This window comes from Arthrobacter sp. TB 23, assembly GCF_000294595.1.
Taxonomy (GTDB): Bacteria; Actinomycetota; Actinomycetes; order Actinomycetales; family Micrococcaceae; genus Arthrobacter_D.
In genome coordinates this window covers 1-13,005 of record NZ_ALPM01000068.1, presented here as the reverse complement: position 1 = coordinate 13,005, position 13,005 = coordinate 1, and the positions used below count along the sequence as shown (strand labels likewise).

The window sequence follows — 13,005 nt, the reverse complement described above, 5'->3', positions numbered from 1 at the left end:
CCCGAGCCAGGAGGACCGGCCGCTGGGGGAGGACCTGGCCGCAGCGCAGGCGCTACTGCCGGGCCTCGCCGGGTTCTAGGGCAGGAAGCGATCGAACCCTAGCGCGCCAGTTCGTCGGTGACTGACTGGAGCTGCTTGTACTTCTCAATGACGCTTTCGTCGTCCATGGGCCGCAGCTCATCGGCGTAGCTCACCGACATGCGGCGGATCACCCCGTTGCGGCCGATCGCGTACTGCCCCATCCGCCACAGCGGCGGGGAGTAGGCGTGGATGGAGACGGACCCGTCCACGGACCCGCCCATCCGGTGCACGTGGTCAGGCCCGAAGGAGAAGGACCTGCCGGCCTCCACAACGCGCCGGACGGGTTCGCCATTCATCCGCGGGTTGGCTTCAGTGACGGCTCCCTGGGTGACGACGACGGCGCCGGAGGAGATGTCGTGATCGTGCCAGCCGGTGTCGTCCTGGGTATTCCAGCACAGCAGCCAGACGTCGATGTTGGAGTCCCGGTACACGGAGGCATAGTGGCGTTCGCCGCCCTCGTGGTTGATGTGGTGTTCCCACAGCTCGGGGCGGGCAGCGAGGGTGGTGACCCAGTCCTGCAGTTCCTTCTGGCTGAGGGTGCGCCCGGGCAGGGCAGGAACGTCTGATTCAGTGAGGGCGAGGCCCTGGGGAGGTGCAGTGGTCATCGTGGAGTTCCTTTCAGGAGATGCTGAGGGTTGGCGGAGAAAAGCGCGTGGGTGAAGGCATGCCCGAGGCCCGGGTCGCGTGGCTCGGCGTAGGGCCGGTCGGAGCCGTGAATGATCGGGTCGACGCCGACCACCCGGATGGTCGCATCAATCGCCCGGGTGTCGTAGGAGGAAGTTTCGTAATAGACCAGCGGGTCGACGGCGCCAAACGTGCCGCCGCGCGCAGCGAGACGTTCGTGGTGCAGTGGCGCGAGCCCGGCCAGGGCCACGAAGGCGACCCGGAGTGTGGGGTGCTGGGCGCGGCCCACCGCGTGCCAGGCCAGCCAGGAGGCGTGCAACTGGGCAACATACGGCACCAGGGCTGGCCACCAGGACGGGGTTCCGGCGGTGACCGGGGCCGGCCCGGGATGGATCAGGAGCGGCTTGTCGGCCGCCTGCACCACGTCGAGGACCGGCCGCATCCGGCGGATTGCGTCAGGGTCGGCCAGCGCGGTGGCGGGCAGCTGCAGCCCCACCACCCGGTCATGATCCAGAATCTGGGCCAGGCCGTCGAGGTCGAACTCGCTCACCGGCGTCGCAGCCCAGACCAGGAACGGGTCGCCCAATTCGAGTGCCGACCTGTGCCAGATATCGATCAGCTCACGTGCTTCGTCGAAGGGTAGGTGCTCGATGCCCAGGGGGCTTGAGAGCGACAGCAGCACCTGGTCCTTCCCCTCCCGGGTTTCGCGGGTCCGGCGGACGTCGGTGTCATGGGCGAGGGGGTCGACGGCGTAGGGTGCCTCGCCGTCGATGAGCAGCTCCCAGCCGTTCAGTCGGGGGGTCTGGGTGCGGTTGCGGAGTGCATCGACGAACGCAGTCGGCCACAGGTGCTGGTGGCAATCGGTGCGCATGCTGCCCTTTCGCGGAATGATCGAATGAGGTGTGAATTGCTCAGCACACTGAAGAAGTGAACCGGTTCACATCATTTATTGAACCGGTTCACACGAGCCTTTGTCAACCGAACCCCGGGGAGAACGCCCGGGGCACCGCGGGCCGGGTCGCACGTATGCTGGTCTGATGACCGGGGCCCAACGCAAAACACTCCAGGACATCGCCGACGCCGCCGGATTGTCGAAGGCCGCGACGTCCTATGCGCTGCGTGGCTTGCGGGGCTCTGAGGCCACGCAGGCGCGGGTGCGTGCCATTGCCGAGGAGTTCGGCTATTCGGCCGATCCCATTGCCCGGGCTCTCGCGAGCGGGCGCAGCGGCAACGTCGCCATCGTCGGATCACTCCGCGACCTGTGGCGTCAGGGGCTGGCCGTGATGCTGTCCGAGGCCCTCAGGGCGCAGGAGCTGTCGTCAATCATTGCCGACGTCGACGGCTCGCCCCAGCGCGAAGAGGAAGTGCTCCGCTCCCTGGCGGCGCAGCGCGTCGACGGGGTGATCGCGCTGCCGGTGGATCCGTCGGCGAGCTACTGGGCCGATGTCCCCAGCCAAACCCGCATCGTATCGATCGGGGACGCGCTCACGGCCCGCCCTGAATCGGAAAGTGTCCTCTTCGACAACGAATACGGCGTGGGCACCGCGCTGCAGCACCTCGCCGATCTGGGGCATCGCTCAGTCGGCCTGCTCGCACCCACCCTGCCGTCCACTCCGGGCCGGCCCGCCGAACTGCTGGCGCAAAGTCTCGGGGATTCGATGGGCCTGACGGTCACCGTGTCGTCGTCGCCGTCGTCGGTCCACGGCGCCGCGCAGGCCGCTGCCCAGCTGCTGGTGGGGGACCACCGGCCCACCGCCCTGTTCTGCCTCGGCGATTCGATCGCTTTCGGCGCCTACCGCGCCGCCCGGGACCTCGGCCTGTCGGTGCCGGGCGACCTGTCGATTCTCGGCTTCGATGACAGCGAGCTAGCGTCGCTGGTCAGCCCCGAATTAACCACCTTCGGCTGGGACGAGCAGGCTATTGTCGACGCCGCAGTCGGCGCCCTGACCTCGCCCGAGGGCACCGGAACTGCCGGCGGCCAGATGATGTTCAGGCCGGTCTTTATCGCCCGGGCATCGACAACCCGTCCGTCGCGACCCAACGCCCCCAGCCGCTAGCCAACAGATCGTTCAGCACGGTGATGTCCTTGCCGAACGCACGGTCGTCGGTGCCGGCGGGCAGCAGCTCCGAGGCGTCCCCCACCAAAGTTCTGAGGCGGGGGTCGACGGCGGCCAACGGACGTTCGGACAGTCTCACCCCCTGGATGACGGTCAGCAATTCACAGGCAAGCACGTCGCGCAGCCCGGTGGCAGCGTGGCAGCATGCCTCCGCCGCCTCGGACGAGAAACTTTGGACATCCTCCTGGCCGAAGGACGTTTCGATGGCCCCCAGGCTCGAGGGCCGGGCGGCCGCCACCAGTTCGTGGACGACGCCGACCGTCCGTTTGTGCACAACCACCATTCCTGCGTGCAGGCCGGGCTGCCCGGAGAGCTGCCGCGGAAGTCCGGTGAACTTCTCGTCCAGGAGGCGGTGCACACGCGCCGCAGACGTCTCGGCGACGTGAATCATTGACAGCCTCAGCCCGTCCAGTGCCGCGGCAAGATCAAACCCGTCGAACCCGGCCGTCCCGATGAACCGCCCGTCCAGATAGGCCGGCGAATCGGTGACACCGTTCAACGCCCGCTCAACAGACGCCTCCACCGCGGCGATGGACCGCAGCAGTTGAGCCACCGCCGCCCCGAGCACCCTGAAGGAGAGCGGCGATTGCAGGGTACGGGGGTGCGGGTCGACGCCGGTGAGCTGACGGATAGCGGCCAGTACGGTGCCGAGCTCGACGTCGGCGCGGGCCAGCGCCGGGTCGAAGGGGTCGCGGCTGGCCCCGACCAGGCAGACCTCGGCGGCGGTGAGGGCTACAGCCTGCGCGGCGAGCAGCCGGGCGTCGTTCGCTCGAAGGATGGCGAGGGCAGTGGTGACGGGTATCCCCTGAATCAACGCCACACCTTCCTTGGTCCCCAACGAGTACGGCTTCATTCCGGCGGCCGACAGCACGTCGACGGCGTCAACGGCCGCACCGTTTACCAGGAATTCCCCCGATCCGGTGAGCGCCCCACCCAGGTGGGCGAGGGGAATGATCTCACCGGCAGCGCCGATCCGGGTGCGGGGGATGGCAGGGAGCATGTCTGCGGTCAGGAGTTCGACCAGCCGGACGCAAAGGTGCTCCGATACCCCGGCGTCCCCGGCGAGGAAGGTGCGGAGCCGCACTGCCAGGACAGCTCGGGTTTCCGGGTCAGTCAGCCAGGGTGACGACCCGACGGCGCGGCCAAGCATGAGGTTGTTTTGGTGCCGGGACTGGGCGATGTGGTCGAGGCGCACCTCGCTGGCTGCGCCCATTCCGGTGTTGACCCCGTAGACAGGATCGCCGTCGGTCAGCAGCTCAAGCACCTCCCGTCGGCGCAGTGAGACCCGGTCCAGCAGTTGTTGCTCGAGTCGGAGGGGCCTGCCAGCGGCAACTTCGGCGATGGCTACGGCGTCGAGCTCTTCGGGGTTGGCGAGCCGCAGCACCGGGAAGTGGGCGGCGTTGGTATGCGGGAGATGCATGATGGTTACCGGTACCTCAGCATGGTTCCGGTATCGGCGTGCTCCGCCTTGGTGAGGATCAGGTGCGCCACGGCGACGTCGAGGATGGACAGGCCGCGGTGCCAGAACAGGATCCGCTCGTCGTCGGATTCGCGGCCGGGCTTTTGTCCGCTGACAATGTCGCCGAGCTGCGCGTACAGCGTTTCGGGGGAGAGGCGGCCTGTGTCCACGTGTGGTCGGAGCGCGCCGAACCTGCCCGATTGCGCTTCACGCCAGTCGTCCACCACCACCTTGTCCATCACGTCCAGCAGGTCGAGTTCGACGGCGCTCACCGTGCCATAGGGAACCACGAAGGCGCCTGGCTTGACGGCAGCGGTGCGCAGCAGTGGGGTGGGTTCGTTCAGGCGGGAAGCCTCCACCAGGATGTCGGCGTCATCGAACGCCTCCTCGGCGGTGTCCACCACCCGCACCGGGGTGCTGATCTCGGCGCGTAACTGCACCGCGAATGCTTCCCGGGATTCGGGCCGCTTGCTGGTGACCCGGATTTCGTCGAAGTCGAACATGCTGTCCAGCATCGTCACGTTGGAGAACGCGGTGCCGCGGGCACCCACGTGCCCCAGAATTTTCGAATCCTTCCGGGCCAGGTGTTTGGCGCCGACGGCGGTCATCGCGCCGGTCCGGACCTCGGTCACCAGGGTGGCATCCATGACGCAGAGTGGGACTCCGGTTGTCGGGTCATACAGGGTGGCCATCGCGAGTTCGCTGGGCAGCCCCTGCAGGTAGTTGGGGACAAAGTCACCCACCACCTTGACGCCGCTGACGCCGTTTGCGCCCAGGTTGGACACGTGGCCGCGCAGCACATTGAAGTGGCCGATTCCGCCGTTGTTGGGCATCAGATGCATGCGCGGTTCGAAGACGGTTTCGCCCCTGCCATGCGCGGCGACGACGTCGTCCACTGCCTTGATGATCTCTGGGCGCGTCAGCTGCAGCGAATCAATATCCGGGCCGGAGAGGAACCTCAACCAGATTTCGCGCTGAGCCTGCTGCGACATCCAAACCTCCCCAAAATGAATTGTTTCATGCACAGGATTCGACTGTGTATCATGCTATTCATAGTGAGCGGGATCACCAAACAAGGATGTTACCGAAACCGGGGGCCGACCGTGCTGAGCGACCAATCATCGGCTGACCGCGCTCATGACTGGCTGGTGAACCTGGCCCATCAGCATCGGGTCTCACCCACCCAGCGGCGCGTGATCCAGTACATGCTTACTTCCCTGCCGGATGTGGCGTTCGCTTCGACCATCGACGTCGCCGAGGCGGCCGGAGTCAGCCAGCCCACCGTCACCCGGCTGGCCACCGCCCTCGGCTACCCCGGCTATCCCGAATTCCGCAGCGCCATTCGCGACATCGTGCGCGGCAAGTCCGCTGCGCTGAACGGCGAGGGGGTGGAGCGGCCCGCCATTCTCGAATTCGAGCAGCAGAACATCGGCGCACTGGAACGCACGGTCGTCAGCGAGCAGATGCAGCGCGCCGTCGACCTCCTGGCCGACACCCAGCCGCTCGGAATCATCGGTCTGCGGGTCTCGGCGGCGCTCGCAGAGTACCTCGGCTATTTCGCCCGCCGGGTGTTACCGGATGTCCATGTCCTGTCGGACGCGGCGTCGATGGATGACGCGATCCTGCAGCTGCACCGGAACGGCGCCACCGCGGTGCTGGCGTTCGTGATGCCCCGGTATCCCGCGGCGACGGTGCGGGCGTTGGCGCAGGCCCGGTCACTCGGCATGGCCACGGTCGCGATCGTCGACAGCCCGCTCGTCCCGTTTGCCAACGACGTCGACGCCCTCCTGGTCGCCCCGGTCGGCACCGACCTCGTCTTCGACTCCCACGCGGCCGCCGTCGTCCTCTCCAGCTCGCTGCTGGACACCCTCGCCGCCCGTGATCCGCTCCGCACCCAGGAACTGCTCGAGGCCCACGAGGGACTGGTCGAGCGCTGGGCCCACACCCAGCAATGAGCGCCCTCCTCCTGCCCGCGTCAGCGCGCCAGCGGGTGCCATGGAAGAACGGCGGCGGCCACACAGCAGAGGTGGTGGTGATGCCCGACGACGGCGCTGCCCTTGCCGCGGGCAGCTCTGCCTTTGATTGGCGGCTCAGTATCGCCACCGTTGACCGGGACGGCGGCTTTTCTTCATTTCCCGGGGTGAGCCGGTCGCTGATGGCGTTGTCTCCCCAGGGATTGGCGCTGGTCGACAACGGAAATCCGGTCACCCTTTGCCAGTACGACGTGCACCAGTTCTGGGGTGAAAACGACGTCGCGGCGGTGGACGTTACCGGTCCGACCCTTGACCTAAACCTGATGATCCGGCGTGAGGCGTTCTCCGGGGATCTGCGGTTTGGGGAGATGACCGGAGACGATCTTGTGGGCACCGCCGCGGGTCACACCGTCGTCGTCCTGTTGTCGGGTGAGCTCAGATTTGAGGGCCGGCTCCTGCAGCCGCATGATGCAGTGCTGATGGGGGACGGAGGTGCCGACGTCACCGGCTACGCCCAGGTAGCCCTCGCTTCGATCTCACCCCGTGACCCGCTGGCGACGGACTGAGCCCGCCGTCACTACGGAACAGCCTCAAAACCACCCCTCTCAGCGCCGCAGCGCGGCCCGCAGCTCGCGTTGTCTGCTCAGGGCGACGCTGGCAATGATGATAAACCCGCCCACCGGCTGGTTCCATGACGGGGATTCACCGAGCACCAAGATTCCCGCGTGTTCCACAGGTACGCCATCCCGTGCTCAACGCGCCAAGCGCCAGCATCGAAATCACCACTTGTGGGGTCGAGGTGAGGGGGGTCAGTGAAATGAACGGCGCGGCAAGGAGCACGACGACGGCGCCCATTCCCCAAGGTTATTGATCCCCGGTGAAAACCTGTAAGTGTTACCGTGATCACCACGGACGGTGAACGTCCACTGGTTGAGGAGATCCCCATGGCGCGCACAACCCGTACACCGGACGACAGGATTCGTCGTCTTCGCCCGTACAACCTGGTGGCTGGGTCTCTGCATCTTGTGCAGGCCATCGGCTTTGGGGTCATCCTTGCCATGCTGGATACCCAGGTCACCTTCGGTGTGACCGCCGATTATCTGGCTGGTCCACCGGGTTTCCCGCTACCCCCCGAGCGGGTGGATCTCTTCGCAGTGAATGTTGGTGCCGGAGTGGTCCTGTTCCTGGCGCTCTCCGCGCTGTTCCATTTTGCCGTCGCATCGCCGGTGTTCTTCCCGCGCTACGGGGCCGGGCTGAGGGCAAACCGCAACTACTTTCGATGGGTCGAGTACGCGCTCAGCTCGTCGGTGATGATCTGGCTGATTGCCCAAACGACGGGGATCTCCGACGTCGCCGCACTCATTTCCCTGTTCGCCGCCAATGCGGCGATGATCGGGTTTGGGGCCCTGCAGGAAAAATACGAGGAGCCCGGCAGCGGCAATTTCCTGCCTTTCACCCTCGGGTCCCTGGTCGGGTTGGTGCCGTGGATCGCCATCCTGATCTATTTCCTGTCTCCCGGGTCTACCAGCACAGTGGAGCCGCCCGCGTTCGTCTACGGCATCATCATCTCGCTGTTCCTTTTCTTCAACACGTTCGCGATCAACCAGTGGCTCCAGTACCGCCAGGTGGGGCCGTGGAGCGACTACCTCTTCGGCGAACGGGTGTACATCACGCTCAGCCTCATTGCCAAGACCGCTCTCGCCTGGCAGGTATTCTCGGGCGCCATCATCCCGGCGCTGACCGGCTGACCGGCTGACCGACCCTGGGTGCGATGAGCAACGTGGTGGACCGGAAGCGGCTGCTGCAGTATCGCCTGGCCGCCCAGTTGATCCGCGACGACGACGACGCCAAGCCGGATGCCCGGGACGTCGTCGAGCGTCTGCTGGCGATGCAGGCGCAGGACTTTAACCAGGCACTGTGGGCCATTGGTCTGCGGTCGCCGGGCTCAACCCGGGATGACGTCTTCTCGGCGCTCCAACGCGGCGACATTGTGCGGTCGTGGCCAATGCGCGGGACCCTGCATTTTGTGTTGCCGGCCGATCTTCGCTGGATACTCGGGCTCACCACCCACCGGCTGCTCGCTGGCGCGGCCACCCGGCATCGGGCGCTGGGGCTTGACCAAACGACGTTTGAGAACGCGCGCAATGTGGCCATGACGGTGCTGGCGGGCGGCGGGCAATTGGTCCGCAACGAGTTCCTCGCCGCGCTCAATGAGGTAGGCATCGATACGGCCAACCAACGCGGCTACCACCTGATCTGGTATCTCGCGCAGACCGGCACACTCTGCTGGGGGCCGCCTGCCGGCACCCAACAGGGGCTGGTGCTCCTCGATGAATGGGTGCCGGATACGGGCCAGCCGGAGCGCGACGAAGCGCTGGGCCGGTTTGTTCTCGGGTACTTCACCGGACACGGTCCAGCAACACTGCGGGACTTTGTCTGGTGGTCCAAGGTGACCGTTGCCGACGCGAAGATCGGGTTGGCGCTGGCCCGCGACCAGCTGACAGAGCTGACCTATGATGACACCACCTATTGGATGGCTGCGGACCGTTCAGGGGACCCACCTCCCGCTCCAGGCCTGGTCCTGCTGCCGGCCTTCGACGAGTACGTGATCGGCTATCAGGACCGCACACCGGTGCTCCGGCCTGAGTACGCGCAGGCCATCGTCCCGGGCGGCAATGGGGTATTCAAGGCAACCGTGGTGGTGAACGGCCGAGTCACCGGCACCTGGCGCCGGTCCGCGGACCGGTCCGGCGCCCTCCTCGTCGACCTGTTCGAGCCGCTGACGGCACAGGAGGAGCGCGCCCTCCTCAGAGCGGAACACTCCTACCAGAGCTTCAACTCCGCAGGCGTGCCTGGTACAGCCGGTCGTCGAGTTCTTCAAGATCCTTGACCGCCGCGCAGAGCAGCAACTGTCCAAAGCTTGGGGTTCCGAGGACGGGTGCGCTGCCAACCGCACTCGAGGCCACGGGGTCGAGCGGAGCCTCTGCGGTTCGTTCGCACAACTCGCGGGCGTCCATGACTGCCTGCACCAGCGGGTTGCGCAACGCCTCCAGCCCGGAAAGTCGCCTTTCGGGGGTCTCGTTCCGGCCACGCTGAATCCGCGAAGCCGTCGGAAAATCGGGGGCGTCAGCGCGGATCGCCAGGCTGCCTGCCTGTGCTGCGTAGGACCGTGCCAGGCGGCGTCCAGTGTCCGGTGATGGCCGTTTCGATTCCATGCTGCCTTACGTCGAGTTGAGTCAGCACCCCAGCGGGCTGACCGTCGTACATCACCGGCATGATCAGTTGTTGCCGGATGGCTTAGCTATTGGGGTCAACGTCCCGAATGCCCAGCCGGTTCCTGCCTCCGACCATAGCGAGTCCGGCAGGACCCTTCAATAGTCAGCATGCTTTCTTTATATGACTGTAACCGATCTGGGCCCGTTTGTGCTGAATCTGGAGATGGGCTCACCGGTGGATGTTGCGTCTGGGGATGACAGGTCCGCCAAGTCGCCTATTGTGGATTTATGTCGATCAATTCGGCTCCCGGCTGGGGCGCCTCACAGGTAGAACGTGTTGTCGAGACGGTGTTACCAACCCGTCACGGCGTATTCCGGATGGTCGGATATCGCGATTCCGAGAATAACGAGCATGTCGCGTTGGTGCAGGGCGACATTGCGGGGTCCGTCCCGTTGGTCCGGGTGCATTCCGAGTGCCTCACCGGCGACGCGCTCGGCTCCTATCGTTGCGACTGCGGTGAACAACTCGATGCCTCGCTTCAGCGCATCAGCGAAGAAGGCACCGGCGTCGTGATCTATGTCCGGGGCCACGAGGGCAGGGGGATCGGCCTGCTTGAGAAACTCCGCGCCTACGCCCTGCAGGACCAGGGCGCCGACACCGTTGACGCCAACACCTCGCTGGGCCTCCCGGTGGACTCGCGCGACTATCAGCAGAGCACCGAAATTCTCCTCGACCTCGGCGTCACCCGCATCCGCCTGCTCTCCTCCAATCCGGCCAAGCAGGAGGCACTCGAAAGCGGCGGGATCACCGTCATGGCACGCAGCGGGCTCAACATCGCCCAGCGCCCCGAGAACGCCGGCTATATCGCCACCAAGCGCGCCAGGATGAGGCACGACGGCGAACCGGTCCAGGATGTCTGGCGTCACCTCACCGAAGGAACAGTCCCGCAGGGGTCAGTGCACGGCCTGGCAGCTGAACTGCTCACCCGGTACGGACCGCTGGTCCAGGCAACCCGTCCCGACGGCCGGCTCGTGATCGGTCAGCTCGGCCAGAGCCTCGACGGATTCATCGCCTCGCGCACCGGAGACGCCCGCTTCGTCACGGGCACCGAAGACCGGGAGCACCTGCACCGGCTCAGGGCCCTCGTGGATGCCGTCATCATCGGTGCCTCAACGGTCACCGCCGATGACTGCCTCCTCACGGTCCGGGCAGTCGAGGGACCCAACCCCGTCCGGGTCGTCCTAGATCCGAGTGGCCGCATCCCGCAGGCATCCGCCGTCCTGACCGACGGCTCGGCACCCACCCTGTGGCTGGTCGGCCTCGAGGCCGTCGTCCCGATCGGCCTCGCCGAGCATGTGACCGTCCGGCGCCTGGCCGCTGGGGACTTTGAACCACATCGTCTCCTCGGCCTGCTGGCGGATCGCGGGTTCTCACGGGTCCTGGTGGAGGGCGGCGGGCACACCGTGTCACGCTTCCTCGAAGCCAGCGCGCTCGATCGGCTGTACCTGACCTGCGCACCGATCCTGGTCGGCGACGGCGTCCCGGGCATCCGGTTCACCGGCAGCGACGCCTTGTCAGACGCCCTCTCCGCTCCGGTGCGGCGTTTCGAGTTTGGCAGGGACATCTGCACGGAGTTCGACTTTTCGGCTGCCGTTCCCGCCCCGGTCGCCAAGGAACCCGCGGACAGCCAGCACCAGTAGCAGCGCGGCGCCCGGTAGCACCGACACCAGGGCCAGTAGTCCGTAGCCCACCGACACCTCAATCCCCAGCGGGCCCGGATAGCCAAACATCATGAACGCCAGCGCTGTGACACCCTCCCGCGGACCCCAACCGCCCAGGCTCAGGGGAATGGACATTCCGGCCAGGCTGATCGCAGCCAGCCCGACGACGTCGACCACTGCCAGGTTGGGTGCGGTCAGCGCGGCCGAGACGGCGAACAGGGCCGCAAACGAGGCCCAGCCGAGCACCGAGAGCGCCCACACCGCGGCGACGGTCCGGTTGGGCAGGCGCCGCAGTGATGGTCGGGCAGCGAGCAGCACCAGCACTGCACCCAGGGCGACGATGCCGGCAAGCCGCCAGTCAGCGGCGAGCAGCGCTGCAGCAGCAGCGAGGAGCACAACCACCGTGCCGGCGAGGCGTTCGCCCAACACCGAGCCGATGCTGCTGAGCCAGCTGGACCGGTGAGCCGCCCGTTGCCGGGCGGTGCGAATGGCGTCCCCCGCCAGACCGCCGGGGAGGATGGCGTTGAGGAATGATGCTTCGTAGCACTGGGCGAAGGCGCCGCCGCGGGGGAGGTGCATCTGGAATCCGCTGGAGACCAGCCGCCACCGTTGGGCCTGGGCTGCCGTCCCGATCAGGCCGAGGGCCAGCGCGGCGGCGACCGAGGGGACTGTCAAAGCTCCCAGCCCGGCGGTGAAGGGTCCGGTGCCGAAGACCATTACCAGGTAGTAGATCAGGGCAGCGGCGCAGAGGGCCTGGAGGAGTGCGAGCCAGCTGCGGCGTCTCACGGCACGGGCGTCATGGTCGGGGTATCACTGTTGGATCGTCACGGCTGAATCGTCACGGTCGGGGTGTCACTGTTGAATCGTCATGGTCGGGGTGGCAGGGCCAGCAGGTCCCGGTGGCCGATCGTCAGCTGCAGCGTGCCGTCGGCGGCCTGCTCGGATCGCCGTTCCAGCCACTGGCTGACGTCCCCGGCGAGGCCTGGTTCCTCCTCGAGGACGGCGTCCGCCCGGTCGTTCAGGAACCGTGTGATCAGCTCCGAGTGATCCCCGGTCAGCTCCCACGGCGTGTCGACGGTGGTGACGGTGAAGCCGGCCTTGGTCAGGAACTGCTCCGTCAGGTCAACGCCCCGTGCCCCGGCCCGGCCGCCACGGTTCTGGTGCTGGTTGAACGCGTCGTTGAGGGCGGCATCCAGCGGATCCGCAGGCTCGATTGTCATGGTGCCGGTGACGCTCAGACTGAACAGTGCTGCTGTCTGGGATTCGACCAGTGCCGTGCAGAGGGTCTCCAGCTGGTCCGGCGTCAGCAGATCCAGCAGGGCCGAGCAGGTGACAAACCGCTGCCGGGAGGCTTGGGGATCGGCGTCGAGGATTTCTCCCAGGTCTTCGATGCCGGCTACCACTGCCTCGGTGCCGATCACGCCGTCGATCGCGGGTGCACCCATTGTGAGTTCCAGCAGATCCGGGTCATGGTCGATGAGCGTCCAGTGCTGCGGCATGTGGAGGTGCGGTGCCAGCCATGCCTGGTTGGCTCCGGTGCCAGCACCGAGGTCGAAGATCCGGACCGCCTGGTCGTCAGCGTCATTCACCTCTGCATTGGTGGGCGCCGTGCCCGGGGCCAGGAAAGCCTGTAACTCCGTGAGGAGGGGAAGGCTTGCCTGTCGGGCGGCTTCGTCGGCGGGACGGCGCAGGGAGAGCCAGTCGCTGGCAATCGGGCGCGGTGCGTCGGCGTCGGTCACGGGTGAATGATTTCCAGGAGCGTTGTCGCTGTGTTGGCCCATGTCGGCAGTGTATCGCGGCGGCTGAGCGCGGCG

General features: G+C 66.6%; 12 protein-coding genes and 1 pseudogene. 6 read left to right on the top strand and 7 right to left on the bottom strand.

Annotation, left to right across the window (positions count from 1 at the left end):
- Positions 1-98: 98 nt before the first annotated feature.
- Positions 99-686 carry a cysteine dioxygenase gene (locus B384_RS0110155; protein ID WP_019483009.1) on the bottom strand — a complete coding sequence of 196 codons (588 nt, stop codon included), beginning with the start codon at positions 684-686 and terminating at the stop codon, positions 99-101.
- On the bottom strand, positions 683-1,576 hold the full coding sequence (locus B384_RS0110150) for a hypothetical protein (protein ID WP_019483008.1): 894 nt from the start codon (positions 1,574-1,576) through the stop codon (positions 683-685). The genes B384_RS0110155 and B384_RS0110150 overlap by 4 nt, the downstream gene beginning before the upstream one ends.
- Before the next feature lie 166 nt (positions 1,577-1,742).
- On the opposite strand from B384_RS0110150, the gene B384_RS0110145 reads away from it, so the two are divergent.
- On the top strand, positions 1,743-2,762 hold the full coding sequence (locus B384_RS0110145; protein WP_019483007.1) for a LacI family DNA-binding transcriptional regulator: 1,020 nt from the start codon (positions 1,743-1,745) through the stop codon (positions 2,760-2,762).
- On the opposite strand, the gene B384_RS18555 is transcribed toward B384_RS0110145, so the two are convergent.
- Both B384_RS18555 and B384_RS0110135 read right to left on the bottom strand, forming a co-directional pair.
- Positions 2,707-4,242, bottom strand: a complete 1,536-nt coding sequence (locus B384_RS18555) for an aromatic amino acid lyase (protein ID WP_019483006.1) — start codon at positions 4,240-4,242, stop codon at positions 2,707-2,709. The genes B384_RS0110145 and B384_RS18555 overlap by 56 nt on opposite strands.
- A gap of 5 nt (positions 4,243-4,247) precedes the next feature.
- Positions 4,248-5,273 carry an ornithine cyclodeaminase family protein gene (locus B384_RS0110135; RefSeq protein WP_019483005.1) on the bottom strand — a complete coding sequence of 342 codons (1,026 nt, stop codon included), beginning with the start codon at positions 5,271-5,273 and terminating at the stop codon, positions 4,248-4,250.
- A gap of 63 nt (positions 5,274-5,336) precedes the next feature.
- Between B384_RS0110135 and B384_RS0110130 the strand changes: the two genes are divergently transcribed.
- From B384_RS0110130 to B384_RS18545, 4 genes are all read left to right on the top strand, one after another.
- Positions 5,337-6,236 carry a MurR/RpiR family transcriptional regulator gene (locus B384_RS0110130; protein WP_202802719.1) on the top strand — a complete coding sequence of 300 codons (900 nt, stop codon included), beginning with the start codon at positions 5,337-5,339 and terminating at the stop codon, positions 6,234-6,236.
- Positions 6,233-6,820: a HutD/Ves family protein gene (locus B384_RS19720; protein WP_019483003.1), complete on the top strand. Its 588-nt coding sequence runs from the start codon at positions 6,233-6,235 to the stop codon at positions 6,818-6,820. The genes B384_RS0110130 and B384_RS19720 overlap by 4 nt, the downstream gene beginning before the upstream one ends.
- A gap of 378 nt (positions 6,821-7,198) precedes the next feature.
- Positions 7,199-8,002, top strand: a complete 804-nt coding sequence (heR, locus tag B384_RS0110115; protein ID WP_026041102.1) for a heliorhodopsin HeR — start codon at positions 7,199-7,201, stop codon at positions 8,000-8,002.
- A gap of 23 nt (positions 8,003-8,025) precedes the next feature.
- Entirely contained in the window at positions 8,026-9,144 is a 1,119-nt protein-coding gene (locus B384_RS18545) for a winged helix DNA-binding domain-containing protein (RefSeq protein ID WP_019483000.1), read from the top strand.
- Here B384_RS18545 and B384_RS0110105 read toward each other — a convergent pair.
- The gene (locus B384_RS0110105) at positions 9,089-9,469 is read right to left on the bottom strand and encodes a hypothetical protein (protein WP_019482999.1); all 381 of its coding nucleotides are present in this window, start codon (positions 9,467-9,469) and stop codon (positions 9,089-9,091) included. The genes B384_RS18545 and B384_RS0110105 overlap by 56 nt on opposite strands.
- 288 nt (positions 9,470-9,757) lie before the next feature.
- On the opposite strand from B384_RS0110105, the gene ribA reads away from it, so the two are divergent.
- Complete coding sequence (gene ribA / locus B384_RS21120; protein WP_019482998.1) at positions 9,758-11,170, top strand: GTP cyclohydrolase II; 1,413 nt, start codon at positions 9,758-9,760, stop codon at positions 11,168-11,170.
- Between the two features lie 333 nt (positions 11,171-11,503).
- On the opposite strand, the pseudogene B384_RS21410 reads toward ribA, so the two are convergent.
- Together B384_RS21410 and B384_RS18540 are read right to left on the bottom strand one after the other, a co-directional pair.
- Positions 11,504-11,977: pseudogene (locus B384_RS21410) on the bottom strand (lysylphosphatidylglycerol synthase domain-containing protein); the annotation flags it as partial.
- Positions 11,978-12,057: 80 nt separating this feature from the next.
- On the bottom strand, positions 12,058-13,005 hold a 948-nt coding region (locus B384_RS18540), incomplete at its 5' end, for a hypothetical protein (RefSeq protein WP_237715286.1).

What these genes read in the sequence shown, in the direction of transcription:
- ribA (WP_019482998.1), top strand. Translation starts at nt 9,758, where the DNA reads ATGTCGATCAATTCGGCTCCCGGCTGGGGCGCCTCACAGGTAGAACGT.
- B384_RS0110150 (WP_019483008.1), bottom strand. Translation starts at nt 1,576, where the DNA reads ATGCGCACCGATTGCCACCAGCACCTGTGGCCGACTGCGTTCGTCGAT.
- heR (WP_026041102.1), top strand. Translation starts at nt 7,199, where the DNA reads ATGGCGCGCACAACCCGTACACCGGACGACAGGATTCGTCGTCTTCGC.
- B384_RS0110155 (WP_019483009.1), bottom strand. Translation starts at nt 686, where the DNA reads ATGACCACTGCACCTCCCCAGGGCCTCGCCCTCACTGAATCAGACGTT.
- B384_RS18545 (WP_019483000.1), top strand. Translation starts at nt 8,026, where the DNA reads ATGAGCAACGTGGTGGACCGGAAGCGGCTGCTGCAGTATCGCCTGGCC.
- B384_RS0110145 (WP_019483007.1), top strand. Translation starts at nt 1,743, where the DNA reads ATGACCGGGGCCCAACGCAAAACACTCCAGGACATCGCCGACGCCGCC.
- B384_RS0110105 (WP_019482999.1), bottom strand. Translation starts at nt 9,469, where the DNA reads ATGGAATCGAAACGGCCATCACCGGACACTGGACGCCGCCTGGCACGG.
- B384_RS18555 (WP_019483006.1), bottom strand. Translation starts at nt 4,242, where the DNA reads ATGCATCTCCCGCATACCAACGCCGCCCACTTCCCGGTGCTGCGGCTC.
- B384_RS0110135 (WP_019483005.1), bottom strand. Translation starts at nt 5,273, where the DNA reads ATGTCGCAGCAGGCTCAGCGCGAAATCTGGTTGAGGTTCCTCTCCGGC.
- B384_RS19720 (WP_019483003.1), top strand. Translation starts at nt 6,233, where the DNA reads ATGAGCGCCCTCCTCCTGCCCGCGTCAGCGCGCCAGCGGGTGCCATGG.